Origin of the sequence: Pseudomonas sp. ML2-2023-6 (assembly GCF_037055265.1) — a bacterium.
Classification (GTDB): Bacteria; Pseudomonadota; Gammaproteobacteria; order Pseudomonadales; family Pseudomonadaceae; genus Aquipseudomonas; species Aquipseudomonas kulmbachensis.
Window position 1 is genome coordinate 4,991,660 of record NZ_CP146347.1, and the last position, 24,693, is coordinate 5,016,352.

Annotated in this window: 29 protein-coding genes and 1 pseudogene; 22 read left to right on the forward strand and 8 right to left on the reverse strand. The window is 58.2% G+C overall.

The window, feature by feature from the left end; genetic code table 11:
* Positions 1-2: 2 nt before the first annotated feature.
* Positions 3-1,307, reverse strand: coding sequence for a homogentisate 1,2-dioxygenase (gene hmgA / locus V6L79_RS23145; protein ID WP_338579558.1), 1,305 nt, complete (start codon positions 1,305-1,307; stop codon positions 3-5).
* Positions 1,308-1,471: 164 nt separating this feature from the next.
* Here hmgA and V6L79_RS23150 point away from each other — a divergent pair, with 164 nt between their 5' ends.
* Positions 1,472-2,266, forward strand: coding sequence for an IclR family transcriptional regulator (locus tag V6L79_RS23150; protein ID WP_261739584.1), 795 nt, complete (start codon positions 1,472-1,474; stop codon positions 2,264-2,266).
* Positions 2,267-2,715: 449 nt separating this feature from the next.
* On the opposite strand, the gene V6L79_RS23155 is transcribed toward V6L79_RS23150, so the two are convergent.
* Together V6L79_RS23155 and V6L79_RS23160 are read right to left on the reverse strand one after the other, a co-directional pair.
* A complete protein-coding gene (locus V6L79_RS23155) occupies positions 2,716-3,402 on the reverse strand; it encodes an LrgB family protein (protein ID WP_261739585.1) in 687 nt (228 codons plus the stop codon).
* A complete protein-coding gene (locus V6L79_RS23160) occupies positions 3,392-3,778 on the reverse strand; it encodes a CidA/LrgA family protein (RefSeq protein ID WP_338579559.1) in 387 nt (128 codons plus the stop codon). Before V6L79_RS23160 ends, V6L79_RS23155 begins: the two co-directional genes overlap by 11 nt.
* Positions 3,779-3,877: 99 nt before the next feature.
* Between V6L79_RS23160 and V6L79_RS23165 the strand changes: the two genes are divergently transcribed.
* Positions 3,878-4,774, forward strand: a complete 897-nt coding sequence (locus V6L79_RS23165; RefSeq protein WP_261739587.1) for a LysR family transcriptional regulator — start codon at positions 3,878-3,880, stop codon at positions 4,772-4,774.
* On the opposite strand, the gene V6L79_RS23170 is transcribed toward V6L79_RS23165, so the two are convergent.
* Positions 4,755-5,210 (reverse strand): flavodoxin, encoded by a 456-nt coding sequence (locus V6L79_RS23170; protein WP_261739588.1) that lies wholly within the window; start codon positions 5,208-5,210, stop codon positions 4,755-4,757. The genes V6L79_RS23165 and V6L79_RS23170 overlap by 20 nt on opposite strands.
* A gap of 110 nt (positions 5,211-5,320) precedes the next feature.
* Between V6L79_RS23170 and V6L79_RS23175 the strand changes: the two genes are divergently transcribed.
* Positions 5,321-5,788, forward strand: coding sequence for a PAS domain-containing protein (locus V6L79_RS23175; RefSeq protein ID WP_261739589.1), 468 nt, complete (start codon positions 5,321-5,323; stop codon positions 5,786-5,788).
* A 58-nt stretch (positions 5,789-5,846) separates the two neighbouring features.
* Positions 5,847-6,452, forward strand: coding sequence for a hypothetical protein (locus V6L79_RS23180; protein ID WP_261739590.1), 606 nt, complete (start codon positions 5,847-5,849; stop codon positions 6,450-6,452).
* Positions 6,453-6,458: 6 nt separating this feature from the next.
* Here the strand turns inward: V6L79_RS23180 and V6L79_RS23185 are convergent, their stop codons facing one another.
* Complete coding sequence (locus V6L79_RS23185; RefSeq protein ID WP_338580344.1) at positions 6,459-7,400, reverse strand: MerR family transcriptional regulator; 942 nt, start codon at positions 7,398-7,400, stop codon at positions 6,459-6,461.
* Positions 7,401-7,629: 229 nt separating this feature from the next.
* Here V6L79_RS23185 and ctlX point away from each other — a divergent pair, with 229 nt between their 5' ends.
* The 13 genes from ctlX to V6L79_RS23250 all read left to right on the forward strand — a co-directional run bounded on the left by ctlX (position 7,630) and on the right by V6L79_RS23250 (position 16,691).
* Positions 7,630-8,556 (forward strand): citrulline utilization hydrolase CtlX, encoded by a 927-nt coding sequence (gene ctlX / locus V6L79_RS23190; protein WP_338579560.1) that lies wholly within the window; start codon positions 7,630-7,632, stop codon positions 8,554-8,556.
* Between the two features lie 12 nt (positions 8,557-8,568).
* Positions 8,569-9,615, forward strand: a complete 1,047-nt coding sequence (locus V6L79_RS23195; RefSeq protein ID WP_338579561.1) for an ornithine cyclodeaminase — start codon at positions 8,569-8,571, stop codon at positions 9,613-9,615.
* A gap of 261 nt (positions 9,616-9,876) precedes the next feature.
* Positions 9,877-10,656: an ABC transporter substrate-binding protein gene (locus V6L79_RS23200; protein ID WP_261739593.1), complete on the forward strand. Its 780-nt coding sequence runs from the start codon at positions 9,877-9,879 to the stop codon at positions 10,654-10,656.
* 116 nt (positions 10,657-10,772) lie between these two features.
* Positions 10,773-11,474 carry an ABC transporter permease subunit gene (locus V6L79_RS23205; RefSeq protein WP_315968125.1) on the forward strand — a complete coding sequence of 234 codons (702 nt, stop codon included), beginning with the start codon at positions 10,773-10,775 and terminating at the stop codon, positions 11,472-11,474.
* Positions 11,471-12,184 carry an ABC transporter permease gene (locus V6L79_RS23210; RefSeq protein WP_338579562.1) on the forward strand — a complete coding sequence of 238 codons (714 nt, stop codon included), beginning with the start codon at positions 11,471-11,473 and terminating at the stop codon, positions 12,182-12,184. The genes V6L79_RS23205 and V6L79_RS23210 overlap by 4 nt, the downstream gene beginning before the upstream one ends.
* Before the next feature lie 3 nt (positions 12,185-12,187).
* Positions 12,188-13,042 (forward strand): ABC transporter ATP-binding protein, encoded by an 855-nt coding sequence (locus V6L79_RS23215; protein WP_261739595.1) that lies wholly within the window; start codon positions 12,188-12,190, stop codon positions 13,040-13,042.
* Positions 13,043-13,056: 14 nt separating this feature from the next.
* Positions 13,057-13,554: an Lrp/AsnC family transcriptional regulator gene (locus tag V6L79_RS23220; RefSeq protein WP_261739596.1), complete on the forward strand. Its 498-nt coding sequence runs from the start codon at positions 13,057-13,059 to the stop codon at positions 13,552-13,554.
* A gap of 151 nt (positions 13,555-13,705) precedes the next feature.
* Positions 13,706-14,275, forward strand: coding sequence for an antibiotic biosynthesis monooxygenase (locus tag V6L79_RS23225; protein WP_261739597.1), 570 nt, complete (start codon positions 13,706-13,708; stop codon positions 14,273-14,275).
* A gap of 89 nt (positions 14,276-14,364) precedes the next feature.
* Positions 14,365-15,075, forward strand: coding sequence for a dihydromonapterin reductase (gene folM, locus V6L79_RS23230; protein ID WP_338579563.1), 711 nt, complete (start codon positions 14,365-14,367; stop codon positions 15,073-15,075).
* 24 nt (positions 15,076-15,099) lie between these two features.
* Positions 15,100-15,660 carry a GTP cyclohydrolase I FolE gene (folE, locus tag V6L79_RS23235; protein WP_261739599.1) on the forward strand — a complete coding sequence of 187 codons (561 nt, stop codon included), beginning with the start codon at positions 15,100-15,102 and terminating at the stop codon, positions 15,658-15,660.
* Positions 15,660-16,046, forward strand: a complete 387-nt coding sequence (gene folX / locus V6L79_RS23240) for a dihydroneopterin triphosphate 2'-epimerase (protein ID WP_261739600.1) — start codon at positions 15,660-15,662, stop codon at positions 16,044-16,046. The genes folE and folX overlap by 1 nt, the downstream gene beginning before the upstream one ends.
* A 14-nt stretch (positions 16,047-16,060) precedes the next feature.
* A complete protein-coding gene (locus V6L79_RS23245; RefSeq protein ID WP_338579564.1) occupies positions 16,061-16,357 on the forward strand; it encodes a DUF1244 domain-containing protein in 297 nt (98 codons plus the stop codon).
* Positions 16,350-16,691, forward strand: a complete 342-nt coding sequence (locus tag V6L79_RS23250; protein ID WP_261739602.1) for a HopJ type III effector protein — start codon at positions 16,350-16,352, stop codon at positions 16,689-16,691. Before V6L79_RS23245 ends, V6L79_RS23250 begins: the two co-directional genes overlap by 8 nt.
* A gap of 166 nt (positions 16,692-16,857) precedes the next feature.
* On the opposite strand, the gene trxB is transcribed toward V6L79_RS23250, so the two are convergent.
* The gene (trxB, locus tag V6L79_RS23255; protein WP_261739603.1) at positions 16,858-17,820 is read right to left on the reverse strand and encodes a thioredoxin-disulfide reductase; all 963 of its coding nucleotides are present in this window, start codon (positions 17,818-17,820) and stop codon (positions 16,858-16,860) included.
* Between the two features lie 311 nt (positions 17,821-18,131).
* On the opposite strand from trxB, the gene cysZ reads away from it, so the two are divergent.
* Positions 18,132-18,893: a sulfate transporter CysZ gene (gene cysZ, locus V6L79_RS23260; protein ID WP_261739604.1), complete on the forward strand. Its 762-nt coding sequence runs from the start codon at positions 18,132-18,134 to the stop codon at positions 18,891-18,893.
* Positions 18,894-18,954: 61 nt separating this feature from the next.
* Positions 18,955-20,145 carry a glycosyltransferase family 1 protein gene (locus tag V6L79_RS23265; protein WP_261739605.1) on the forward strand — a complete coding sequence of 397 codons (1,191 nt, stop codon included), beginning with the start codon at positions 18,955-18,957 and terminating at the stop codon, positions 20,143-20,145.
* Here the strand turns inward: V6L79_RS23265 and V6L79_RS23270 are convergent.
* Together V6L79_RS23270 and V6L79_RS23275 are read right to left on the reverse strand one after the other, a co-directional pair.
* On the reverse strand, positions 20,142-20,624 hold the full coding sequence (locus tag V6L79_RS23270) for a glutathione peroxidase (protein ID WP_261739606.1): 483 nt from the start codon (positions 20,622-20,624) through the stop codon (positions 20,142-20,144). The two genes, V6L79_RS23265 and V6L79_RS23270, sit on opposite strands and share 4 nt — an antisense overlap.
* Before the next feature lie 133 nt (positions 20,625-20,757).
* Complete coding sequence (locus V6L79_RS23275; protein ID WP_261739607.1) at positions 20,758-21,243, reverse strand: peptidylprolyl isomerase; 486 nt, start codon at positions 21,241-21,243, stop codon at positions 20,758-20,760.
* Between V6L79_RS23275 and V6L79_RS23280 the strand changes: the two are divergent.
* From V6L79_RS23280 to V6L79_RS23290, 3 genes and pseudogenes are all read left to right on the forward strand, one after another.
* A pseudogene (locus tag V6L79_RS23280) lies at positions 21,242-21,549 on the forward strand (DUF3565 domain-containing protein). The gene V6L79_RS23275 and the pseudogene V6L79_RS23280 overlap by 2 nt on opposite strands.
* A gap of 60 nt (positions 21,550-21,609) precedes the next feature.
* Positions 21,610-23,709, forward strand: a complete 2,100-nt coding sequence (gene pta, locus V6L79_RS23285; RefSeq protein ID WP_261739608.1) for a phosphate acetyltransferase — start codon at positions 21,610-21,612, stop codon at positions 23,707-23,709.
* Entirely contained in the window at positions 23,710-24,615 is a 906-nt protein-coding gene (locus V6L79_RS23290; protein WP_261739609.1) for an acyltransferase, read from the forward strand.
* Positions 24,616-24,693 lie beyond the last annotated feature (78 nt).

Genomic DNA, 24,693 nt, shown 5'->3' on the forward strand with positions numbered 1-24,693 from the left:
GGTTATCTCCGATTCGGGGTGAAGGTCACGGGCAGCGTGGCCCAGCAAGTGTCGTAATTGGATTGCAGTTGCGGGCATTCGAGGGCAAAACGGCTTGGGCGCAACACCTGGCTGGTCTCGAACATAAAGGCCATGGTGTTATCGATTTTGCTCGGTTGCAGTTCGGCCGCAATCGCTTTGGTGCAGGTTTCGCCGTCCGGGCCGTGGGCGCTCATGCAACTGTGCAGCGACGCGCCACCGGGAAGAAAGCCTTCGGCCTTGGCATCGTAGCTGCCCTGGATCAGGCCCATGAACTCGTTCATCAGGTTGCGATGGAACCAGGGTGGCCTGAAGGTGTTTTCAGCCACCATCCAGCGCGGCGGGAAGATCACGAAGTCCAGGTTGGCCAAGCCCGGCACACTGGTCGGCGAGGTCAGAACTGTAAAAATGGATGGGTCAGGATGGTCGAAACTGACGGTGCCGATGGTGTTGAAACGGCGCAAATCATATTTGTACGGCACGTTATTGCCATGCCACGCGACGACGTTAAGCGGCGAATGATCCAGCTCGCAGCCCCACAGCTCGCCCAGAAACTTTTGCACCAGAACCGTGTTTTGGCGCGTGTCTTCGTAATGCGCGACCGGGGTCAGAAAATCACGCGGGTTGGCCAGGCCGTTGCTGCCAATCGGCCCAAGGTCGGGCAGGCGCAGCGGCGCGCCGTGGTTTTCAGCGACGTAACCACGCGCCTGCGGGTCAAGCAGCTCGACACGAAACTTGAGACCTCGAGGGATTACCGCAATCTCCAAAGGCTCCAGATCCAGACGCCCCAGCTCGGTGCAAATGCGCAAGCGGCCTTGTTCAGGCACCAGCAGCAACTCGCCGTCAGCATTGAAGAACACCCGCTGCATCGAGGTATTGGCACGGTAATGATAAATGCTGATACCCGAGGGTTTTTCCGACCCGCTATTGGCCACCATGCCTACCAGACCGTCGATAAAATCCGTGGCGTCATCTGGGATCGGCAACGGGTTCCAGCGCAAGCGATTAGGCGTCACCGGGCCCAGCGGACCACCGGCCAATTGCCGTTCCAGCTTGACGAACGCCGGGTGGTTGGCGGACGGCTGGATGCGGTACATCCAGGTGCGCCGCGCCTCGCTGCGAACCATGGTGAACGCAGTGCCAGAGAACAATTCGGGGTACAAACCGTACGGGGCTTTTTGCGGGGAGTTCTGACCAACCGGCAAGGCGCCGGGCAGTGCTTCGCTGCTGAATTCGTTGCCAAACCCGGATTGATAGCCAAGGGCTGGCGAAGACGCGTCGAGGTTCATGGAGCCTCCAAAGTGGAGAAGACAGTTGACCGCGCGCTGCAGTGAAACAGTTTGCGCGTCGCTGCGTTATTTTTATCGTAATTCAATTACGCATAACGTAATTTGATTGGTATTAAGCGTCAAGCTATAAAGACGCCCATTCGTCCCGAGATATAAGCATCACCATGGAAAAGACCCGCAGCAGCAACGACAGTGCCGGCAAGCAAAAAGTGCGCTCAGCCGAAGTCGGTACAGACATCCTCAAGGCCCTGGCCGAGCTGTCCCCCTCGACGTCACTGTCGCGTCTGGCCGAACACGTGCAGATGCCCGCCAGCAAGGTGCATCGCTATTTACAGGCGCTGATTGCCAGCGGGTTTGCCGAACAGAACATCGCCACCAACCATTACGGGCTGGGGCGCGAGGCGTTGCGCGTGGGGTTGGCCGCGCTCAACAGTATGGATGTGCTGAAAGTCGCCGCCCTGCCCTTGGCCGAGCTGCGTGATGACTTGAATGAAACCTGCTTTTTGGCCGTATGGGGCAATCAGGGCGCGACCGTGGTGCATATCGAACCTGCGGTGCGGGCAATTACGGTGGTCACTCAATTGGGCTCGGTTCTACCGCTGCTGAGTTCATCCACAGGGTTGGTGTTCAACGCCTTTTTGCCGGATCGCGAAACCGCTGACTTGCGTGAACTGGAGTTGAAAACCGATCTGGTGCATCCCTTGGAAAAACCCGAGGCCTACACCCGGCTCTGCGAGCAAATCCGTCAGCGTGGATTGCACTTCGTGCACGGCTTGCTGATGCCCGGCGTCGATGCGCTATCGGCCCCGGTGTTCGATGCGACTGCCAAGGTGGCGGGCGTACTGACCGTAGTAGGCCCAACGTCGCTGTTCCATGCCGATGAAAACGGGCCCGCAGCCAAACGTTTATTGGCTGCGAGCCAGGCCATCAGTTGGCGGATGGGGTATCAGCCGGACTGACGATGAACGCTATCAAAACACCCATACGAATTTAGCTTCATCGAGCAGATCCTGGCTATCCGTCGAAGCGCCCAAACCCTTGAGCCACAGACGTTTTTTCGCACTGTAACTGTTGTCGAAGCTGTAAAAGAGATTGTCGCAAAGCGGGCTTACTCCGCAGCGGGCGAGCCCTTATTCTTGTCGAACTTTCCAGCACGGACACACGTCCAACGCATTGAGTCGCATCGACTCTGCCCCCCAATTTACCCTGACGTTGATTTGTAGCTCCTTGATGAACGTCTTCTTTGGCCGCTGTTTTCAGCGGCCTTTTTTATGCCTGCGATAATCCAAGCGCGTCTTCTGTGGGAGCTGGCTTGCCTGCGATACAGGCGATGAAGTCCGTCAGGCAAAACCGTGAGATGCCATCGCAGGCAAGCAAGCTCCCACAAAAGCAAGGGATGCATTTATGGTTAAAACACCATGTTCAGCAACGGCGCCGCGAACAGGTTGAGGATGCCGGTCAATACCATCACCAGCCCCGCCACCGATCCTTCTTCGCTGCCCACTTCACGGGCGCGGCTCACACCTGCACCATGGGCGCCGATGCCGAACAGTGCGCCTCGGGCCAGGCTGCTGCGCAGCGGCAACCACTTGAGCAGGATGCCGCCCAGCAATGCGCCGAATACTCCGGTAAACATTACAAACACCGCCGTGAGCTCGGGCACGCCACCCAGGTCTTGCGCCAGCGGCATGGCAAACGGGGTAGTGATGGAGCGCGGCACCAATGACATCGTCAATGCAGTGTCGAGTGACAACGCCTTGGCCAACCAGAAAGAACTGGCAATAGACGCCGCGCTGCCCGCCAGCATCCCCAGCAGCAACGCCACCCAATGCCGGGCCAGCAACTTGCGCTGCTGCCAGATCGGCACGGCGAAGGCCACTGTTACCGGCCCCAAGACCAGCATCAGCCAATGCGTGTTGCGGGAGTATTCGGCATACGCCGTGTGCAACGGCACAGCCACGGCAAGCAACATGGCCGGCACCAGGATCAGCGGTGACAGCAGATAACGCCCGGTGCGCCGATACAGCCAGCGGCTAAAGCCATAACTCCCCAGCGTGAGCGCCAGCCAGAACATGGGCATCAGTTCAAACTTCATAGCGCACTCTCCAGCGGCACACTGCTTCCACGGTAAACGCCGTGACTACCATCACCAGCAAGGTGCTGACGCCAATCACCAACAGGATGCGCCAACCGTCATCGCGCACAATTACGCCGTAATCGAGCAAGCTCATCAGTGCGGGAATAAAAAACAGCAGCATTTCCGCCATCAATGCACCAGCGCCCAGTTGCAGGGTCGAAGGCTTGACCCAGCCCAGAGCAAACGCCATCAACAACAGCGCCATACCCACAACCCCACCCGGTATTGGCAAGTGCCACCAGGCCGCCAGTTGGCAGCCCAGAAAGTACAGCGCCAACAACACGGCCAGTTCACTGAGCAAACGACCCAAGCGTTTTACATCGAAGCGTTTCATGATGTTTCCATTCCAGACAGACCCTCAGTTTAAAGAGCCTGCTACCATCCCGAAAACGAATTGTCAGACTTATAGCCATTCCAAAATGGAATCACGCACATGGAATTCAAACACCTGCGCACCTTTGTTGAAGTCGCACGCCTTGGCGGCTTCACTCCAGCCGCTCACAACTTGCATATCAGCCAATCAGCGGTGAGCAAGCAGGTGGCGCAACTTGAGCACAGCCTCGGCACGCCGCTGTTTGACCGGCTGGGTTCACAGGTCAGGCTGACGGCTGCGGGCAAGGTGGTGTTGCAGCGGGCCGAAGGTATGCTGCGTTTGCATCAGGAGTTGCTGAGTGAACTCGACGACTTGAGCCATCTGACCCGGGGCGAGCTGCGGGTCGGCCTGCCGCTGCTGGGCAGTAACACACTGTTCGCCGGGCTCTTTGCAGAATACCGGCGGCGCTATCCGAATATTCAAGTGCAGTTGCTGGAAGAAGGGAGTCTGAATATCGAGCAGGCGGTTTTGAGTGGTGAACTGGAGTTGGGCGGTAGTCTGACCCCGAAAAACCCCACGTTTGCTTACCAACCTTTTTGCGACGAGCCGCTGGATGTCTTGATCCCGGCCGATCATCCGCTTTCAGAAGGCCCCAGCGTGCGCCTCGAGCAATTGGCCGACACGCCATTTTTGCTCTACCAACGCAGTTTTATGCTCAACGACCGCGTGCTCAAGGCTTGCCAGCAAGCAGGCTTTACCCCCAAGGAAGGCGGACGCAGTGGCCAGGCGGATTTTTTGGTGGCACTGGTAGCCGCAGGCCAAGGCGTGGTGTTGCTGCCCAGCGTGGTTGCCCGTGCTCTGGAGCGCCCCGGCGTGGTTCGGGTCAAGCTTGTGGCGCCGGACTCCCTGCGCTGGGATATCGCGTTTATCTGGCGCGACGGCGCGTATTTGTCACGGGCAGCTCAAGCCTGGCTTGAGCTGCTGCGTGAACGACCGGTTATGGGTTCAGTGCTTTAATCAAGTCTGCAACCCACGGTTCGGAGTCTTCTTCAGGAGTAACCGTGACGCTGGAATCCAGACGCAACATCGGCAGCACTTCACGCACACCAAGCTCGGCGAACAGTTCGCGCATCTGTTCGCCACCGCCACAGAAAGTGTCGCCGTAGCTCTCGTCACCCAACGCGATCACGGCGCCGGGCAGACCGCGCCAGGCGGCTGGCAACTGATCGCGGATGGCGCTGTACAGCGGCACAAGGTTGTCCGGCAGCTCACCCATGCCAGTGGTCGAGGTCACGGCCAAAAAAGCCTCGGGAGCAAACGCCTGAATATCGGCCAGGGTGGCGCGAGTATTGAGCAAAACCTCAAAACCGGCATCGGTAAGCAGTTGCTTGGCATTGCGGGCGACTTCTTCAGCGGTGCCGTACACCGAGCCGGAAAGGATGGCGACTTTCATCAATCTGATCCTGTAACTGACTAAAAGGCTGGGATACTAGCAGGTGATACGCCACTCACGTACCGATGCCTTAACATCCTTGAATCTGTTCGACTAAAGAGAATCGCACAATGATCAACTCCCGTTTGTTGCAACGCATGGTAGACGCGTCCCAGGACGGCATTGTGGTTGCCGAACAAGAGGGCGAAGACAACATTCTGATTTATGTAAACAACGCGTTTGAAGCCCTCACCGGCTACAACCGCGACGACATCCTGTATCAGGATTGCCGTTTTTTGCAGGCGGGCGACCGCGACCAGATTGGCCTGCAGTTGATCCGCGAAGCCATCGCCAGCGGGCAGCCAACCCGCCAGGTGCTGCGCAACTATCGCAAGGACGGCACGCATTTCTGGAATGAGCTGTCGATCACCCCGGTGTTCAACGAGAACGACAAGCTGACGTACTTTATTGGCGTGCAAAAAGATGTCACCCAGCAGGTCAAGGCCCAGCAGCGTGTCGCCCAGCTCGAAGCCCAACTGGCCGCAGTACAGGCCGAACTGCAAGCGCTCAAGGCGACGAGCGGATTAAACAAAACGTAGAAATAGCGGTCTGATACTCACTGTGACGAATTTTCATACCCTTTTTTGAGCCCCATCCATGTCTCATGATTCCCTTTTGACTCAGGACGAGCTGGATTTCATCCAAACGATGCATCAGAACCCGCTGCTGAATTCGCGGGATGCGTCGTCCAGCCTGATGCTCAACGGAATGTCACAAATCCGTGATCTGCTGACACGCTTGGCGGCCCATGAACAGGTCACGATCCAGGCGCAATTTGCCAACCAGCAAATGAGTTTTCCGCTGCGTCTGGTCGAAGACGAATTCCATGCCCAACATCTGCAACTGGGTGCTCCGAGTATCTTCGAAGACGGGCCAAAGGCTCGCCCTTGGCGCCTGACGCTGGCCGAACCGGTGCCGCTGGAAAATATCCGGGGCAAAGCCGGGCATCTGTGGATAACCGAAATTTCGTTCAAAGGCGTGCTGGTTGAAATGCGTCACGACAGCCGGCCGCCCCGCCAGTTTGCGCAGTGGTTCAGCCCCGACGGATATGAACGGATCGCTCTACGCGGCACGCTGGAACGCAAGACTGAGCTGGGCTTTTACGCATATCGGCTAAGCCAGCGTGACAAAGGCGAAATCGAACAGTTGCGCCAGTACATCCTGCAGCAACACCGCCTGGCGCATCCGAGCCTGCACATCTGACGCCGATCAACTGCCCTGTGTTGCCTTGAGATCAGCGTCCAGCCGCTGGTTCATCAATCGCGCCTCACTGCCAAGGCAGCCAATGGATGATCCCGCCAGCGCTTCCTGGGCCACATTTGCCGCCTCCCCGGCCAATGACACCGAACAATTCAAGGCCTGCGCCAGCCGCTCCAGCCTGCGGTGCTGCGCCGTGTTCAGCGCATGGTTGGCAAACAGCACAACGGCCTGCGGTTCAAGCCTGTCGCAAACAAGAGACAGCTCATCCAGTGGCTGACCGATGGCCAAAACCCTGACGACCCGATCACTGCGGGTCAACAGCAAGCCTGCCACCAGCAACTCCAGCTCGTGGCACAGCTCAGGCATTGCCACTACAACCACGCACTGCCGGGCATCCATCGCCTGCAATTGCAGACGGTGCTGCACCCGCCCGCGCAAAAAACCGTCCAGCAGTAGCCACTCGCTGGTACGCCCAAAAACATCCCGGGTTTTCAGCAGTTGCTGCCACAACGGCAGAAAAACCCCCTGAAACACCACTTCTGCCGGGTAACTGGAAAAAACCTGCCCATAGAGGCGTTCCAACTCAGGTTCATTGAATGCAGCAAGGGCGCTGCTAATGCGGTTCTGCCATTCGGCATATTCGTTGGCGACCGGTTGCGGGTCGTCGCAGGCCGTGTTGCTGGCGAGCAGTTGCGCGACTTTGCTTACCGTAACCCCACGCTCCAGCCAGTCCATTACCCGACGAATTGTCCCAATATCGGTCACCGAATACAGGCGATGCCCACTTTCGGTGCGTTTTGGCTCGATCAAACCATAACGCCGCTCCCAGGCGCGCAGGGTTACCGGGTTGATGCCAGTGAGTCTGGCGACTTCCCGGATCGGGTAGAGACCTTCGGAATCACGGCCATCGCCAGTCTGCGTAATGGGCTCAATATCAGTAATCACGGGCATCGGGAGGGCACGGTCTGCAATAGATGGGGCCATTCTACGCTTCAGGGGATGACCCCGCCGCTCCCGCGTAAAGACCTCCCCCGAATTTGATCCTGCGGGACGCAACAGATTCGGCTGCCGCGCATCGCTTTTCAGCTTTCCCGGCTGAGCCACTCCCCTACTTCAACCGGGATTACGCGATCACAGCGCACAAAATAGCCTCACTACCCAGCCCGTGGACCCGTGCCCCATGCAAACCACCAACACCGTCCTGATGATCCGCCCGGCGCACTTTGCCTTCAACCCGGATACCGCGATCAACAACCGCTTTCAGCAGCCGCCAGCAGACCCGATAGGGGCACAGCATAAAGCGCTGGAGGAGTTCGACGGCTACGTCGATACCCTGCGTAAAAACGGCGTTGACGTACTGGTGGTACAGGACACGCCGGCCCCCCACACCCCGGATTCGATTTTCCCCAACAACTGGTGGAGCAGCCATGCCGACGGCAGCCTGGTGCTCTACCCGATGGAAGGCCAGAACCGCCGACTGGAACGCAATAAAGGCGTGTTGCAAGTGCTGGAGCAGCGATTCGCGATCAGCCATACCATCGACCTCAGCCATCTGGAACAACAGAATATCTTCCTCGAAGGCACCGGCAGCATGGTCCTCGACCGTCAGCACCGGATCAGCTACGCCTGCCACTCCGGGCGCACCCACAGCAACGCCTTGCACCAGTTTGCCGAACGCCTGGGCTATCAGGTGTGCGCCTTTCACGCCGTCGACCGCCATCAGGCACCGATCTACCACAGCAACGTGATGATGAGTGTCGGCCGTGATCTGTCCGTGGTCTGCCTGCAAGCTCTGCCCGAAGCACACGAACGCCTGACCTTGGAACGCTCCCTGCGCGATACCGGCAAGGACATCCTGGCCCTGGATTTTGATCAGTTGGAAGCCTTCGCCGGCAACATGCTGGAAGTCCACAACCGCAACGGCCAGCAGTTGCTGGTGATGTCCGCCAGCGCCTGGCAATCCCTCAAGCCCGCCCAGCGCCAGCACATAGAACGGCACACCCGGCCGGTGGTGGTGAACATCGACAACATTGAACGCATCGGTGGCGGCAGTGCCCGCTGCATGTTGGCCGAAGTGCATTTTCCATTGCGTCCCTCATTTCAATAAAAGGAGCCTCCCATGACCCGTTACATCGACGTCAACGATCTCTGCCATCTGGTTTCGCAAAAAGGTCTGCTGACGTGCATCACCGAGATGGCCGAGTACATCCGCGCCGACTACTTGCGCTGGCAGGAATTTGAAAAGTGCCCGCGCCTGGCCAACCATTCTCCCGAGGGAGTGATTGAGCTGATGCCGGTCTCGGACGCCTCGTTGTACGCCTTCAAATACGTAAACGGCCATCCGAAAAACACTCAGAGCGGCATGCTCACCGTCATGGCCTTCGGCGCTCTGGGGGACGTCGATACCGGCAAACCGGTACTGCTCAGCGAAATGACCCTGACCACCGCAATCCGCACCGCTGCCACCTCGGCACTGGTGGCGCGCTATCTGGCCCGAGACAACAGCCGCAGCATGGCGCTGATCGGCAATGGCTCCCAGAGCGAGTTCCAGGCCCTGGCCTTCCACGCCATGCTGGGGATCAACGAAATCCGTCTGTTCGATATCGACGCCAATGCCAGCGCCAAGCTGGCAGCCAACCTAAAAGCTTTCCCTGCGATCAGGGTGATTGTGGCCAGCAGTGTTGCCCAAGCTGTGCGCGGCGCCGACATCGTTACCACCGTCACTGCCGACAAGGCCTACGCCACCATCCTCAGCGACGAAATGATCGAACCCGGCATGCACCTCAACGCCGTGGGCGGAGATTGCCCAGGCAAAACCGAACTGGATCGACGCATCGTTGAACGCGCTCGCGTGATCGTTGAGTACGAACCGCAAAGTCGTATCGAAGGCGAAATTCAGCATATGCCAGCGGACTCGCCGGTCACCGAATTGTGGCAGGTCATCAACGGCCAGGTCGCAGGCCGAGAAAATGCGCAGCAAGTCACCCTGTTCGATTCGGTGGGCTTTGCGATCGAAGATTACTCCGCGCTGCGTTACGTACTGGACGTGGCCAAGGCACTGGACGTAGGCAGCGAGCTGGAACTGGTGCCGGACCTGGCCAACCCAAAGGACCTGTTTGCACGCCTTGCGCAACAACCCGCTGCACAGCAGAAAAAGCGCGCTTGAGACAGCTCTAGCCTGCTGCTTTGCGCAAGTAGCAGGCTGGAAAATATCGGACCGAAAGCCGATTTTGAGGGTGTCGCAGCCGATTGCGCTGTCACTCGCATTTTAACAGCACATTCCGAGCGCCAAACCCGAGGCAAACGACACAAAAAACGATTCGCCATGAAGCATTCTGAGCGCGACCAAAGAGTCAGAAAATGAATGCGACCTGTAACACCTTCCTACTGCCCTGACATCAATTACAAAATATAGGGAATACACATCATGACTCGACTCCGAACACTTTGCGCTGCGCTGCTCCTTCCTTTGTGTGCCACCGCCGCCCAGGCTCAGGAATGGAAGGAAATCCGCTTCGGGGTCTTCCCCGAGTACCCACCCTTTGAATCAGTGGCCGCCGATGGCAGCCTGCAAGGGTTTGACATTGACCTGGGCAATGCCATCTGCGCCAAGCTTGAAGTCAAGTGCGTCTGGGTACACAACGAATTCGACGGCATGATCCCGGCCCTGCGTGCGCGTAAATTCGACGCCATTATGTCCTCGATGGCCGTGACCCCGGCCCGGCAGAAGCAAATCGACTTCAGCAACAGGCTGTTCCTGAGCCCCACATCGGTGATCACCCGCAAGGGTGCCGACTTCGGCGATACTCCGGAGTCCCTTGAAGGCAAACAGGTCGGTGTACTCCAGGGCTCGCTGCAGGAGGCCTATGCCCGCGCGCACCTGGCCAAGCTCGGCGCCCAGATCAAGGCGTACCAGTCCCAGAGCCAGAACTACGCCGACCTGCAGAACGGTCGCCTTGACGCCACCCTGACCGACAAACTCGAAGCCCAGCTCAATTTCCTGTCCAAACCTGAAGGCGCCGATTTCAAAAGCGGCCCGGCCATCAAGGACCCGACCCTGCCTCTGGACATCGCCATGGGCTTGCGCAAGAACGACAAGGAGTTGCTGGAGCTGCTCAACAAAGGCATCGCCGCTGTGCATGCCGATGGCACCTACGAGCAAATCCAGAAGAAGTATGTCGGCGACCTGGATATCTACCACGAGTAATGCGAGTCCCGTAGCCGCTGCCGAGGCACAAGGCTGCGATGGGCTGCGAAGCGGCCCCATAGAGCGGTCCTTCGGACCTCGACTGTGACGACACAACTCCTTCAGAGAACTTCCCCGTGAATGAACTCCTTAACTTGCAGGGCTTCGGCCCCCTGCTGGCCCAAGGTGCCTGGATGACGGTCAAGCTGGCATTCCTGGCGCTGGTCCTGAGCCTCGCTCTGGGACTGGTCGCGGCCGCAGCCAAACTCTCCAGCGCCAAGCTGCTGCGGATACCAGCCACGCTCTATACCACGCTGATCCGCAGCGTGCCGGACCTGGTACTGATCCTTCTGATTTTCTACAGCCTGCAACTGTGGCTGAACGACCTGACTGAAGTGCTCGGCTGGGATTACTTTGAAATTGACCCATTCACCGCTGGCGTAGTCACCTTGGGTTTTATATACGGCGCCTACTTCACGGAGAATTTTCGCGGGGCAATTCTCAGCGTACCAGCGGGCCAACTGGAGGCTGCGACGGCCTATGGCCTGAGTCGCTGGCAACGCTTTTATCTGGTGATGTTTCCACAATTGATGCGCTTTGCCCTGCCGGGTCTGGGCAATAACTGGCTGGTGCTGCTCAAGTCCACGGCGCTGGTGTCGATCATCGGTTTATCGGACCTGGTCAAGGCTGCGCAAAACGCCGGCAAGACCACCAATGATCCGCTGTATTTCCTGATCCTCGCAGGCTTGGTGTATCTGCTGATCACCACCCTGTCCAACCGCATCTTCAAACGCCTGGAACGGCGCTACAACATCGGCATCAAGGGGATGGCGCGATGATCGAATTAATCCAGCAATATGGTCTGGCCTACCTGTTTACCGATGGACAGGGTTTCAGCGGCGTAGCCATGACACTGTGGCTATTCATCATTTCGGTGACCCTCGGCTTCTTTCTGTCGATCCCGCTGGCCATCGCCCGAGTTTCTGAACACTTCTGGGTACGCTGGCCGGTGGAGTTGTACACCTACCTGTTTCGCGGCACCCCGCTGTATATCCAACTGCTGATTTGCTACACCGGTCTGTATAGCCTGCAAGTGGTGCAAGACAACGCAATGCTCAACCAGTTTTTGCGCAATGCACTCAACTGCACCTTGCTGGCCTTTGTGCTCAACACCTGCGCTTACACGGTAGAAATCTTCGCCGGAGCCATCCGCAATATTCCACACGGTGAAATCGAAACAGCGCGGGCCTATGGCTTGCACGGCTGGCGACTGAACATGTTTGTGGTAATTCCGGCGGCACTGCGCCGCTCGTTGCCGGCCTACAGCAACGAAATGATCCTGATGCTCCATGCCACCTCCCTGGCATTCACCGCAACCGTCGCCGATATCCTGAAGATAGCCCGCGATGCCAATGCCGAGACATTCCTGACGTTCCAGGCCTTCGGTATTGCTGCTCTGCTTTACATGTTGCTGTCCTTTGCTCTGGTGGGCCTGTTTCGACTGGCCGAACATCGCTGGATGCGTTTTCTTGCTCCTACTCGAGGCTAACCCATGAATCAGTCCGCGCAGGCCTTGGCCGCTCATCCAACTCTCGTCACCGAGACCCGCCCCGCAGCGAGGCAAACCGTCGTGGCAGCAAACGCCAACGTCAAACTCAAGGTCCAGGACCTGCATAAAAGTTACGCTGAGCATCAGGTACTCAAGGGCGTTTCACTCAATGCCCGCAACGGAGACGTGATCAGCCTGATCGGCGCCAGCGGCTCCGGCAAAAGCACCCTGCTACGGTGCATCAACTTTCTTGAACAGCCAGACGCCGGGGTGATAACCCTCGACGGCATCAGCATTGAAATGCGTCAAGGCCGATCCGGCACTCAGGCACCGCATCAGGCGCAGTTGCAAAACCTGCGCACCCGCCTGTCGATGGTGTTTCAGCACTTCAACCTGTGGAGCCACATGACTGTGATGGAAAACATCTGCATGGCTCCGCGTCGGGTGTTGGGGGTGAGCGCTGCGCAGGCGCAAGAGCGTGCGCGAATGTACCTGGACAAGGTCGGTTTGCCGGGCAGGGTAGCGGATCAATACCCGGCTTTCCTTTCCGGTGGCCAGCAACAACGGGTGGCAATTGCCCGTGCCCTGGCAATGGAGCCGGAGATAATATTGTTCGACGAACCCACTTCGGCGCTTGACCCAGAGCTGGTAGGTGAAGTCCTTAAAGTCATACAGACGTTGGCTGAGGAAGGTCGTACCATGCTGATGGTCACCCACGAAATGGGCTTTGCCAGACAGGTGTCGAGCCAGGTGCTGTTTCTGCATCAGGGCCGGGTCGAGGAACAGGGTGGTGCCGAGATTCTGGATCAACCGAACAGCGAACGCTTGCAGCAATTTCTCTCTAACCGCTTGAAGTGAACACGACATTGACCATGGACCCAAAGGCCACCGGCCACCGTTCCTCCCCTGCACTGGATCGCATCGATGAGGCCATTATCGATGTGCTGCGCCACCAGGGACGTATCACTTACGAGAAACTCTCTGCACTGGTCCACCTGACACCCAGGCCGTGCCTGGAGCGCGTGCGCAAGCTGGAGCGGCGCGGAGTGATTCGTGGTTACGGCGCGATCATTGATGTGCAAATGGTCTCGCCAGGGCTGTCGCTGCTGGTACTGGTGGCCCTCTCCAACCAGAGCGGGCGCTCGGCACAGAAGGCCTTCGAAGCCTGCGTCAAAGCCTGCCCCCAGGTATTTGAATGCCAATTGATCAGCGGCCCCTTCGATTACAGTCTGCGCATGCGCTGCCGGGACATGGAGCACTATCGGGTACTGACCGAAACCTGGTTGAACAATGACGAGTTGCACATTGACAAGCTGGTGGCGCATCCAGAGTTGGCCGTGGTGAAAAATACCACCACAGAGCTGGCTTGAACCCGATCCACCCCACATCCCTGATGTGAGGTGGATCGGTAGATCTTATTCAGGAACAATCCTTGCATGCTTTCATCACACAGCCCACCACCCCGGCGCTGTGTTTTGTGTCTGCCCTACCCGGGCAGCATTAGCCTCATGGAGATACACAATGTCTACCTCCCCTGTCACGTTGATGGTTGCGCGCCGTGTCGCCAAAGGTCGCTATCAGGAATTAATTGCCTGGTTGCATGAAGGCGAACAGTTGGCCACGGACTTTCCCGGTTATCTGGGCTCCGGCGTATTGGCTCCGCCTGCAGGCGATGACGAGTTTCAAATCATTTTCCGCTTTGCCGACGAATCCACCCTGCACGCCTGGGAGCATTCGGTCTCGCGCAAAGCCTGGTTGCTACGCGGCAGCGACTTGTTCGCCGACCCTTCCGAGCACCGTGTCAGCGGTATCGACGGCTGGTTTGGCGCTGCCGGGCAGCGACCACCGCGCTGGAAGCAAGCCGTTGCCATCTGGCTGGCATTTTTCCCTGTCTCGCTATTGTTCAACTTTGTGTGCGCACCATTATTGGGCGAGTTGAGTTTGTTGCCACGGGTACTGGTCAGCACTCTGGCCCTGACACCGCTGATGGTTTATCTGTTTATTCCGCTGTCTACGCACTTGCTTGCCAGCTGGCTGCACAGCACGCCGGGCAAACCCATGCGCAACACGATTGCGACACAGCGCAACTAAAACTCGGGCTTGGGCGTTATGTCGCGCACGCTGGTATAGTTTTGCCACTGCGCCGCGACTGTTTCCGGCTTTTGTGCACTGAGTCCGTCATGCCCACTTCTTCAGCTCCGATCCTGATCACCGGTGCAGGCCAACGTATTGGCCTGCACTGTGCGCAGCAATTGCTGGCAGACGGCTACCCGGTGATTTTCAGCTATCGCAGCGAAAAACCCGGGGTGCAAACCCTACGTGACCTGGGCGCTACTGCGTTGTTTGCCGACTTCTCGACCGAGGCCGGCATTATTGATTTTATCGAGCGTCTTAAAAACCATACCCCCAGCTTGCGCGCGATTGTCCACAACGCCTCAGCTTGGCTGGCAGAAACGCCAGGCACAGAAACCAGCGCCTTCATGCAAATGTTCAGCGTGCACATGCTCGCGCCGTACCTGATCAACCTGCATTGCAGCGAACTGCTCAAGCACTCGAGCCCGGCGGACATTGTGCATATCAGCGATGATGTGACGCGCAAGGGCAGCAGCAAGCATATTGCCTATTGCGCGACCAAGGCCGGGCTTGAAAGCCTGACCTTGTCGTTCGCGGCTAAACTGGCACCACGGATCAAAGTCAACGGCATCGCCCCGGCCATGCTGTTGTTCAACCCTGACGACGATGCGGCGTACCGCACCAAAGCGCTGGCCAAATCCGTGCTGGGCATCGAGCCCGGTGCCGAGGTGATCTACCAGAGCCTGCGCTATCTGCTGGATAACCCCCATGTGACCGGCACTACCCTGACCGTCAATGGCGGCCGGCATCTAAAATAAGCCGTCCCGCGAGGAAGTATTTTCATGAGTGCATCACTGCCCGGGCATTACCGCAATATCCTCATTGGTCTTGGCGAAGACCCTGAGCGCGAAGGCTTGCTCGACACCCCAAAGCGCGCCGCCAAAGCCATGCAATACCTGTGTCATGGCTACGAGCAGAGCCTTGAAACCATCGTCAACGGGGCTCTGTTCGCCTCGGACAGCGACGAGATGGTGATCGTGGCAAACATCGAGTTGTATTCACTCTGCGAGCACCATCTGCTGCCCTTTATCGGCAAGGCCCATGTAGCTTACATCCCGACCGGCCAAGTGCTGGGGCTGTCGAAAATCGCCCGCATCGTCGACATGTTCGCCCGTCGCCTGCAAATCCAGGAAAACCTCACCCGGGAAATCGCCGACGCCATTCAGAGCGTCACCCAGGCCGCTGGTGTGGCCGTGGTGATTGAAGCCCAGCACATGTGCATGATGATGCGCGGTGTAGAAAAACAGAATTCGACCATGAACACCTCGGTCATGCTCGGCGCCTTTCGCGAATCGAGTACCCGCATGGAATTCTTGCAACTGATTGGACGGAGCAAGTCGTAATGTCACAACTTCAGCCAGGAATGGCCCGCATTCGCGTCAAAGATCTGTGCCTGCGCACCTATATCGGCATCAATGAGGAAGAAATCCTCAATAAGCAGGATGTGTTGATCAACCTCACCATCCTCTACGCGGCGCAAGAGGCAGTACGCGATAACGATATCGACCACGCACTCAATTACCGCACCATCACCAAGGCCGTGATCCAGCACGTCGAAGAAAACCGCTTCGCCCTGCTGGAGCGCCTGACCCAGGAGTTGCTGGACCTGGTGATGGCCAACGCGGCCGTGCTGTATGCCGAAGTCGAAGTCGACAAGCCGCACGCGCTGCGCTATGCCGAATCGGTGTCGATTACCCTGGCGGCGAGCCGCCAGGCTGCAACCTCTTAACCTCGGTGAAACCCATGACAGCCCAAGAACAACTTGAACTCGAAGCCGCGGCCTTTCGTCGCCTTGTTGCGCATCTGGACAGCCGCAAGGACGTGCAAAATCTTGACCTGATGAACCTCTCGGGTTTCTGTCGCAATTGCCTGTCCAAGTGGTACAAGGCAGCGGCTGACGAGCGCCAGATCGACATCAGCCTCGATGACGCCCGTGAAGTGGTATACGGCATGCCGTATGCCGAGTGGAAATCCCTATACCAGAAAGAAGCCAGCGCCGAGCAGGCGGCGGCGTTTGCCCAAGGAAAAAAACATGACTGACTTGAACACCCTGCGCGCCAGCCTCACCAGCGGCGAACACGTTTTTGCCGATACCCTGGCGTTTATCGCAGCGCACTACGATTACCAGCCACAGGCCTTCAACAACGGTGGCGTGGAAAACGCTGCCGGGCAGAACGAAGGTTCATGCAAGACTCTGGGCCTGGCCCTGCTGGAAGGCCTGAGCGATCAGGAATCGTTACTGGCCTTCGGCGAGCACTACCGCTCGGTACTGGCCACCCCCGAAGGCACTGACCACAGCAATATCCGTGCACTGATTACCCACGGCCTGGCCGGGGTCAAATTCGACGCCCAGCCGCTGACGCGCAAGGCGTAATCCCAACCTCTGTAGCCGCTGCCGAAGGCTGCGATGGGTGCGCAGCAACCCGCTTTTGAAGGTTCTTCGAACCTTATCGCAGCCTTTGGTAGCGGCTACGGGTTGTGGGGTTGGCACAAGACACAAAAAAACCGGCCTAGGCCGGTTTTTTTATTGGGGCGGGCTATCAGAACTGGGCGTTCTGCAGGCCGTCCAGGTAGCGCTCGGCGTCCAGCGCAGCCATGCAACCAGCACCCGCCGAGGTGATGGCCTGACGGTAAACGTGGTCAGCCACGTCGCCCGCAGCAAACACACCTTCGATGCTGGTAGCCGTGGCGTTGCCTTCACGGCCGCCCTGCACAACCATGTAGCCGTCCTTGAGCTCCAGTTGGCCTTCGAACAACGAGGTGTTCGGCGTATGGCCAATGGCGATAAAGACGCCGTCGACTTTCAACTCGTCAAAGCTGCCGTCGTTGTTCTTCAGGCGGGCACCGGTCACGCCCATGTTGTCGCCCAACACTTCGTCCAGAGTCGCGTTCAACTTGAGCTCGATCTTGCCTTCAGCGACACGGGCGTGCAGCTTGTCGATCAGGATCTTCTCGGCACGGAACGTTTCACGACGGTGGACCAGGGTCACTTTGCTGGCGATATTGGCCAGGTACAGCGCCTCTTCAACAGCAGTGTTGCCACCACCCACCACGGCAACCGGCTTGTTACGGTAGAAGAAACCGTCACAGGTTGCACAGGCCGAAACGCCCTTGCCCATGAACGCCTCTTCAGACGGCAGGCCCAGGTAACGGGCACTGGCGCCTGTCGCGATGATCAGCGAGTCGCAGGTGAAAGTGCCGCTGTCGCCCTTGAGGGTAAACGGCTTGTTTTTCAGATCCACTTCATTGATGTGGTCGAAAACAATTTCAGTCTCGAAACGCTCGGCGTGCTCGCGCATGCGCTCCATCAGTGCCGGGCCGGTCAGACCATGAACATCACCCGGCCAGTTGTCGACTTCAGTCGTGGTGGTCAATTGACCGCCAGCCTGCATGCCCGTGATCAGCAGTGGCTTGAGGTTGGCGCGGGCCGCGTAAACAGCGGCGCTGTAACCGGCAGGGCCGGAACCCAGAATAATCACACGCGAATGACGTACTTCAGACATGACTCACTCCTATGACCGCCCGCATTGCAACCGGGTCGGAACGCCGCTTTACCGGCTGGAATAAAAAGAAACCGTAAATCTGCCCAAGCTATGCCTGGAACGCGCAGATCCTGAAAAATATGGGTGAAGCATATAGAGGCCGCAGAGAGTAAGGAAATACGCATTAACAATCCAGCTCATAGCGGGTCTCTATGTAGTCGAATCCGATTTTAGACGGCTTTGTTACAGTAATTGTCGAACCTGATACAAGACTTTCGCCTTGCGGATAAAGCCGTTAAGGTCGCCCGGTTTTCCACTGCTCGGAGCACTCTATGCCCGCCCCCGTTCTCTCTGGCCCGCAGTATCTGCGTGAAGGCCTGAAATTGGTTCTCAGCCCCGGCTTGCGCCTGTTCGTGCTGCTGCCATTGCTGATCAATCTGGTGCTGTTCGTCGGATTGATTTACTTCGCCGGGCATCAATTCAGCCTATGGGTCGATGCCCTGATGCCGTCGCTGCCCAGCTGGCTGAGCTTCCTCAATTACGTGTTATGGCCACTGTTCGTGGTGCTGGTCGCGTTGATGGTGTTTTTCACCTTCACCATGCTGGCCAACATCATTGCCGCGCCGTTTAACGGTTTTCTATCGGAAAAAGTCGAAGCCGTGGTACGCGGGGTCGATAACTCCCCGCCCTTCAGCTGGGCCGAACTGGCAGCAATGGTGCCGCGTACCCTGGCCCGCGAAATGCGCAAGCTGGGCTACTTTCTGCCGCGGGCCATTGCGTTGCTGATCCTGTCGTTTATTCCGGTGCTCAACCTGATTGCCGCACCGTTATGGCTACTGTTCGGGATCTGGATGATGGCCATTCAGTACATCGACTACCCGGCCGACAACCACAAGCTGGGCTGGAACGAAATGCTCGCCTGGCTGCGCGAGAAGCGCTGGCAGAGCATGAGCTTTGGCGGCATCGTCTACCTGATGCTGCTGATCCCGGTGGTCAATATCCTGATGATGCCCGCTGCCGTGGCCGGGGCGACTCTGTTCTGGGTACGCGAACGTGGCGATGAAGCACTGGCAGCCTCCAGCCGCAGCCGCTGACTTCATAAATCCATCATCACCGTGACACATGGGCGTCATGACTCCAAAGCACACTGGGGTCATGACCACAGCCCTGCATATCGCCCTGATCACCGACACCTTCGCGCCCGAAATCAATGGGGTCGCCAATACCCTTGGCCATCTGTATGACGGTTTGCGCGCACGCAATCATCGCATTGAACTGATACGCCCACGCCAGACCGACGATGGTAACCAGCGCAGCAACGACGGGCTGATGCTCTGCCGCGGCTGGCCGTTACCCGGTTATCCCGGCCTGCAATGGGGCCTGACCTCTACCCATCGCCTGACCAAACGCTGGCGCCAGCAACCCCCGGATGTGGTCTATATCGCCACAGAGGGACCGTTGGGCTTGTGTGCATTAAGGGTTGCCCGGCGTTTGGGCATTACCGCGATCACCGGCTTTCACACCAATTTCCAGCAGTACTTGCGCCAACACGGCCTGACTCTGTTCACCCGCGCACTGACGCACTACCTGCGCTGGTTCCATAACCGTTCGGCGCTGACTCTGGTCCCCAGCACCAGCCAGCGCGTGGAACTTGAGCGCCGTCATTTCGAACGCCTGGATCTGCTCCCGCGTGGGGTCGACAGCCAGCTGTTCAACCCTGCAAAACGCCAAAACGCCTTGCGCCAGAGTTGGGGACTCAGAGAAAACGACATTGCGCTGTTATATGTTGGACGCTTGGCTCCGGAAAAAAATCTCGACGCACTCAAGCGCTGCTTTGATGAGCTGCAAGCCCGTTATCCCGCACGCCGCTTCAAGCTGATTGTGGTGGGCGACGGAGCAAAACGCGCAGTACTGGAAGCAGCGTTGCCTGAAGCAATTTTCTGCGGCCAGCAGTCCGGACACGCGCTGGCTTGCCACTTCGCCAGCGCAGATGTGTTTTTGTTTCCGAGCCTGGGCGAGACATTTGGCAATGTGGTGCTCGAGGCCCAGGCTTCAGGTTTGGGCGTGGTCGCGTATGACGAAGCCGCTGCTGGCCTGCATATCCGTCATGGTTACAACGGTGTGCTGGCCATGCCTGGCGATGAATACGCCTGGATCGAAGCTGCCTGCTGGCTGCTGGAAAACCCCGAAACCTTGCGCACCCTGCGCCTCAATGCCCGCCGCCATGCCAGCCGCCAGAGCTGGCCGGGCATTATCGAACAGTTCGAAAACCAGTTGCAGCGGGCTTGCCAGGGCTGCGCTGGCGCAGCCGCAGCAGCGGTTCAAATCGCGGCGAAAAAAACTTAAGCCAAGGATTTTTCAATTGCCTGAATCACCGTTGCATCGTCTGGTGCGGTGCGCGGTGAAAAACGTGCCAGTACTCGACCATCCTGACCAACCAGGAACTTTTCGAAGTTCCAGGTGATATCCCCTTCAAACTCGGCCCCCTCGCCAGCCAACAGACGATAAAGCTGATGACGCTCAGGCCCGTTGACCTCAAGCTTGCTGCTCAGAGGGAAGCTGACACCGTAGTTGAGGCTGCAAAATTCCTGGATTTGCTGCTCAGTGCCAGGTTCTTGTCCGGCGAACTGGTTGCATGGCACACCTAATATGCTGAAACCCTGGCTCTTGTACTGCTGGAAGATGTTTTCCAATGCCGCGTATTGCGGCGTCAAACCACATTGGGAGGCGACGTTCACCACCAGCACCACGTGGCCCTTGAAGGTTTCCAGTGGCAGTAGTTTGCCGTCCAACGCGTCCAAGGTTAGGTCGTGAAAAGCACTCATGACGGACTCCAAATTTCCCGGGGCTACATTCAAGCAATCGCTCAAGGTGCCAATTGCCATGATCTACGATGCAAAAAAGGCGCCCGAAGGCGCCTTTTTTATAGCTAGCTCACTGTGAGCTTAGCAGCACTTATCAGTGCTGATGACCGCCTTCACCGTGTACGTGGCCGTGAGCAACTTCTTCTTCGCTCGCGTCACGTACAGCAACAACCTTAACCTGGAAGGTCAGGCGCTGACCGGCCAATGGGTGGTTGCCATCAACAGTCACGTCGTCGCCGTCCAGGTCACGGATAGTCACGATCTGCATTTGGCCGTCTGGAGCGGAAGCGTGGAACTGCATGCCCACTTCCAGTTGGTCAACGCCTTCGAACATGCTGGCGCTCAAAGTGCTGACCAGCTCGGCGGAGTACTCGCCGTAAGCGTCTTCAGGTTCAACGGTAACAGTCAGTTCTTCACCAACGGCCTTGCCATCAAGAGCCTTTTCCAGACCTGGGATGATGTTACCTGCGCCTTGCAGGTAAACCAGCGGTGCGCCGCCGGCAGAGCTGTCGATGACCTCACCAGCGTCGTTGGTCAGGGTATATTCGATGGAGACTGCCTTGTTGGTGGCGATCGTCATGGGGCGAGACCTTTTGCAAAATAATAAAGAAGCGCAAGTTTAACCAAGCAATCACTCGAAAGCGAACACAACCAAGACCAACGGATAATTTTGAAAACTTCAACAATCATTGGCTGGCGTCTGGATCAAGAGGAGCACTGGGTTGTCGTGCTCTCCTGCGGCCACACCCAGCACCAGCGTCACCAACCCCCCTGGCAATCCAGGCCCTGGGTGCTTGATCCATTGCAGCGCCAGAAAAAAATAGGCCAGCCCTTTGACTGCGGTTGGTGTGCTCAGGAGGCGGATAGCGCTAATCTTGGCAATTGATTCAGGCACAAACCCCGTTTAAAGGGTGTTGCCCTTGCACTGCCACGTCAGGAAGCTCGCATGCAAACTTTCTTTATCGCCCCCACCGATTTTGGTGTGGGTCTGACATCCATTAGCCTGGGCCTGGTTCGCACTCTGGAGCGCGCCGGGTTGAAAGTCGGTTTTTTCAAGCCCATTGCCCAACCGCATCCAGGCGATCTTGGCCCAGAGCGCTCGACCGAACTGGTCGCCCGCACCCACGGCCTCAAGCCGCCTACCCCACTGGGCCTGGCGCATGTCGAGCGCATGCTCGGCGACGGCCAGCTGGATGAGCTGCTCGAAGAGATCATCAACCTTTACCAGCAGGCCGCCGTCGGCAAGGACGTACTGATCGTCGAAGGCATGGTGCCCACCCGCACCGCCAGCTACGCGGCACGGGTCAATTTGCACCTGGCGAAAAGCCTGGATGCCGAAGTGATCCTGGTCTCCGCCCCGGAAAACGAAGTGCTGACCGAACTCTCCGGCCGGGTTGAGTTGCAGGCACAGCTGTTTGGCGGCCCCAAAGACCCCAAGGTGCTCGGCGTGATCCTCAACAAGGTGCGCACCGACGAAAGCATGGAAGTCTTCTCGGCACGCCTCAAGGAGCATTCGCCGCTGCTGCGCAGTGGTGATTTCAAGCTGCTGGGCTGCATTCCGTTCCAACCTGAACTCAACGCCCCGCGCACCCGCGATGTGGCCGAGTTGCTGGGGGCTCAGGTGCTGAATGCCGGGGACTATGAAACCCGGCGCATGTCGAAAATCATCCTGTGTGCCCGCACCGTGCTCAATACCCTGCAACTGCTCAAGCCAGGCGTACTGGTGGTGACCCCGGGCGATCGCGACGACATCATTCTGGCCGTGAGTCTGGCCGCGATGAACGGCGTGCCGCTGGCGGGCTTGCTGCTGACCAGTGACACCCAACCCGATCCGCGGTTGATGGAACTGTGTCGGGGAGCGCTACAGGCCGGGCTGCCGGTGCTGTCGGTGAGTACGGGATCGTACGACACCGCCAACCGCCTCAATGGCCTGAACAAGGAAATCCCGATCGATGACCGCGAACGTGCGGAAATCATCACCGACTTTGTCGCCAGCCATCTCGATGCCCAGTGGCTGCACCAACGCTGCGGCACGCCACGGGAAATGCGCCTGACCCCTGCGGTATTTCGCTATCAACTGATCCAGCGCGCCCAAAAAGCCAACAAGCGCATCGTTCTGCCAGAAGGCAGCGAGCCCCTGACCGTGCAGGCGGCAGCTATTTGTCATGCTCGCGGCATCGCCCGCTGTGTCTTGCTGGCCAAGCCCGAAGAAGTCCAGGCGGTGGCCAAGGCCCACGGTTTCGAGCTGCCTGAGGGCCTCGAAATTATCGACCCGGACCTGATTCGGGCCCGTTACGTCGAGCCAATGGTGGCCCTGCGCAAGACCAAAAGCATCAACGCACCGATGGCCGAGCAACAACTGGAAGACCCGGTGGTGATTGGCACCATGATGCTGGCGCTGGATGAAGTGGACGGGTTGGTCTCCGGGGTAATCCACTCCACCGCCAACACCATTCGCCCTGCCCTGCAGTTGATCAAGACGGCGCCGGGCTGCACCCTGGTATCGTCGGTGTTCTTTATGTTGTTCCCCGAGCAGGTGCTGGTATACGGCGACTGCGTGATGAACCCGCACCCCACCGCAACCGAACTGGCTGAAATCGCCCTGCAAAGCGCCGATTCTGCCGCCGCCTTCGGCATCACTCCGCGAGTGGCGATGATCAGCTATTCCAGCGGTGATTCGGCCAGTGGCGAAGAGGTCGAAAAGGTTCGCGAAGCCACTCTATTGGCCCACGAAGCCCAGCACGCATTGCTGATTGACGGCCCGCTGCAATACGACGCGGCCGCCAACGAGGTGGTAGCTAAACAACTGGCCCCCAATAGCCAGGTGGCGGGCCGGGCCACGGTATTCGTGTTCCCCGACCTCAACACCGGCAACACGACACACAAAGCCGTACAGCGCAGCGCCGATTGCGTCAGCCTTGGGCCGATGCTGCAAGGGCTGCGCAAACCGGTGAACGATCTGCCACGCGGCGCGCAAGTGGACGACATCGTCTACACCATCGCCCTTACGGCGATTCAAGCCGCCAACCGACCTATGGATGTGTAAATGCTGGACTTTCTGCCTGCGCCGTTACGCGGCGTCATCGCTTCACTGCTGCTGGCGTTCAACACCATCGTGTGTTGCACGCCGCTGTTTATCGTCGCGATTTTCAAGCTGTGCTTGCCCTTCCCGGCAGCGCAGCGGGTGACCGACGAATTGATGCGCCGTATCCACGAAACCTGGGTCGGCAACAACAATCGCTGGATGGATTTACTGCGCAAGACCCGCTGGCATATCAAGGGGCTCGAGGGGCTGGACTACGAGCATTCGTATCTGGTGACCAGCAACCACCAGAGCTGGGTCGACATCATGGTGCTGCAATACGTTCTCAACAAACGTATCCGCCCGCTGAAGTTCTTCCTCAAGCAGGAGTTGATCTGGGTGCCCGTGATTGGCCTGGCCTGGTGGGCATTGGGCTTTCCGTTCATGAAGCGTTACTCCAAGGCCTACCTGGCCAAACACCCGGAGAAGAAAGGCGCCGATCTGGCGACCACACGTAAAACCTGCGCCAAGTTCAAAGACCAGTCGGTGGGGATCTTCAACTTCGTTGAAGGCACGCGCTTTACCGAGGCCAAACACGCACAGCAGAACTCGCCGTTTCGCTACTTGCTCAAGCCCAAGGCCGGTGGCATCGCCTTTGTACTCGATGCAATGGGCGAACAGCTGCAGTCGATCGTCAACGTGACGATTCACTACCCGGGCGGACGTCCGGGGTACTGGGACTTGCTGTGCGGCAATGTGAAAGAGGTGGTCGTGGTGTTTGAAGAGCTGAAAATCCCGGCTGAGTTTCTCGGTAAAAACTACGATCAGGACCCCGAGTACCGGCTGGCGTTTCAGGGCTGGATCAACCGGCTTTGGGAGGACAAGGACCGGTTGCTGGGCGAGCTGCATCGGGAGTATCCCAAAACCTGATTCACAACCCTGTAGCCGCTGCCGAGGTACGATGGCTGCGATCGGGATCGCAGAGCCCGTACAACCTGAGTCCCTGAT

What these genes read in the sequence shown, in the direction of transcription:
- hmgA (WP_338579558.1), bottom strand. Translation starts at nt 1,307, where the DNA reads ATGAACCTCGACGCGTCTTCGCCAGCCCTTGGCTATCAATCCGGGTTT.
- V6L79_RS23150 (WP_261739584.1), top strand. Translation starts at nt 1,472, where the DNA reads ATGGAAAAGACCCGCAGCAGCAACGACAGTGCCGGCAAGCAAAAAGTG.
- V6L79_RS23155 (WP_261739585.1), bottom strand. Translation starts at nt 3,402, where the DNA reads ATGAAGTTTGAACTGATGCCCATGTTCTGGCTGGCGCTCACGCTGGGG.
- V6L79_RS23160 (WP_338579559.1), bottom strand. Translation starts at nt 3,778, where the DNA reads ATGAAACGCTTCGATGTAAAACGCTTGGGTCGTTTGCTCAGTGAACTG.
- V6L79_RS23165 (WP_261739587.1), top strand. Translation starts at nt 3,878, where the DNA reads ATGGAATTCAAACACCTGCGCACCTTTGTTGAAGTCGCACGCCTTGGC.
- V6L79_RS23170 (WP_261739588.1), bottom strand. Translation starts at nt 5,210, where the DNA reads ATGAAAGTCGCCATCCTTTCCGGCTCGGTGTACGGCACCGCTGAAGAA.
- V6L79_RS23175 (WP_261739589.1), top strand. Translation starts at nt 5,321, where the DNA reads ATGATCAACTCCCGTTTGTTGCAACGCATGGTAGACGCGTCCCAGGAC.
- V6L79_RS23180 (WP_261739590.1), top strand. Translation starts at nt 5,847, where the DNA reads ATGTCTCATGATTCCCTTTTGACTCAGGACGAGCTGGATTTCATCCAA.
- V6L79_RS23185 (WP_338580344.1), bottom strand. Translation starts at nt 7,400, where the DNA reads ATGCCCGTGATTACTGATATTGAGCCCATTACGCAGACTGGCGATGGC.
- ctlX (WP_338579560.1), top strand. Translation starts at nt 7,630, where the DNA reads ATGCAAACCACCAACACCGTCCTGATGATCCGCCCGGCGCACTTTGCC.
- V6L79_RS23195 (WP_338579561.1), top strand. Translation starts at nt 8,569, where the DNA reads ATGACCCGTTACATCGACGTCAACGATCTCTGCCATCTGGTTTCGCAA.
- V6L79_RS23200 (WP_261739593.1), top strand. Translation starts at nt 9,877, where the DNA reads ATGACTCGACTCCGAACACTTTGCGCTGCGCTGCTCCTTCCTTTGTGT.
- V6L79_RS23210 (WP_338579562.1), top strand. Translation starts at nt 11,471, where the DNA reads ATGATCGAATTAATCCAGCAATATGGTCTGGCCTACCTGTTTACCGAT.
- V6L79_RS23215 (WP_261739595.1), top strand. Translation starts at nt 12,188, where the DNA reads ATGAATCAGTCCGCGCAGGCCTTGGCCGCTCATCCAACTCTCGTCACC.
- V6L79_RS23220 (WP_261739596.1), top strand. Translation starts at nt 13,057, where the DNA reads ATGGACCCAAAGGCCACCGGCCACCGTTCCTCCCCTGCACTGGATCGC.
- V6L79_RS23225 (WP_261739597.1), top strand. Translation starts at nt 13,706, where the DNA reads ATGTCTACCTCCCCTGTCACGTTGATGGTTGCGCGCCGTGTCGCCAAA.
- folM (WP_338579563.1), top strand. Translation starts at nt 14,365, where the DNA reads ATGCCCACTTCTTCAGCTCCGATCCTGATCACCGGTGCAGGCCAACGT.
- folE (WP_261739599.1), top strand. Translation starts at nt 15,100, where the DNA reads ATGAGTGCATCACTGCCCGGGCATTACCGCAATATCCTCATTGGTCTT.
- folX (WP_261739600.1), top strand. Translation starts at nt 15,660, where the DNA reads ATGTCACAACTTCAGCCAGGAATGGCCCGCATTCGCGTCAAAGATCTG.
- V6L79_RS23245 (WP_338579564.1), top strand. Translation starts at nt 16,061, where the DNA reads ATGACAGCCCAAGAACAACTTGAACTCGAAGCCGCGGCCTTTCGTCGC.
- V6L79_RS23250 (WP_261739602.1), top strand. Translation starts at nt 16,350, where the DNA reads ATGACTGACTTGAACACCCTGCGCGCCAGCCTCACCAGCGGCGAACAC.
- trxB (WP_261739603.1), bottom strand. Translation starts at nt 17,820, where the DNA reads ATGTCTGAAGTACGTCATTCGCGTGTGATTATTCTGGGTTCCGGCCCT.
- cysZ (WP_261739604.1), top strand. Translation starts at nt 18,132, where the DNA reads ATGCCCGCCCCCGTTCTCTCTGGCCCGCAGTATCTGCGTGAAGGCCTG.
- V6L79_RS23265 (WP_261739605.1), top strand. Translation starts at nt 18,955, where the DNA reads ATGACCACAGCCCTGCATATCGCCCTGATCACCGACACCTTCGCGCCC.
- V6L79_RS23270 (WP_261739606.1), bottom strand. Translation starts at nt 20,624, where the DNA reads ATGAGTGCTTTTCACGACCTAACCTTGGACGCGTTGGACGGCAAACTA.
- V6L79_RS23275 (WP_261739607.1), bottom strand. Translation starts at nt 21,243, where the DNA reads ATGACGATCGCCACCAACAAGGCAGTCTCCATCGAATATACCCTGACC.
- pta (WP_261739608.1), top strand. Translation starts at nt 21,610, where the DNA reads ATGCAAACTTTCTTTATCGCCCCCACCGATTTTGGTGTGGGTCTGACA.
- V6L79_RS23290 (WP_261739609.1), top strand. Translation starts at nt 23,710, where the DNA reads ATGCTGGACTTTCTGCCTGCGCCGTTACGCGGCGTCATCGCTTCACTG.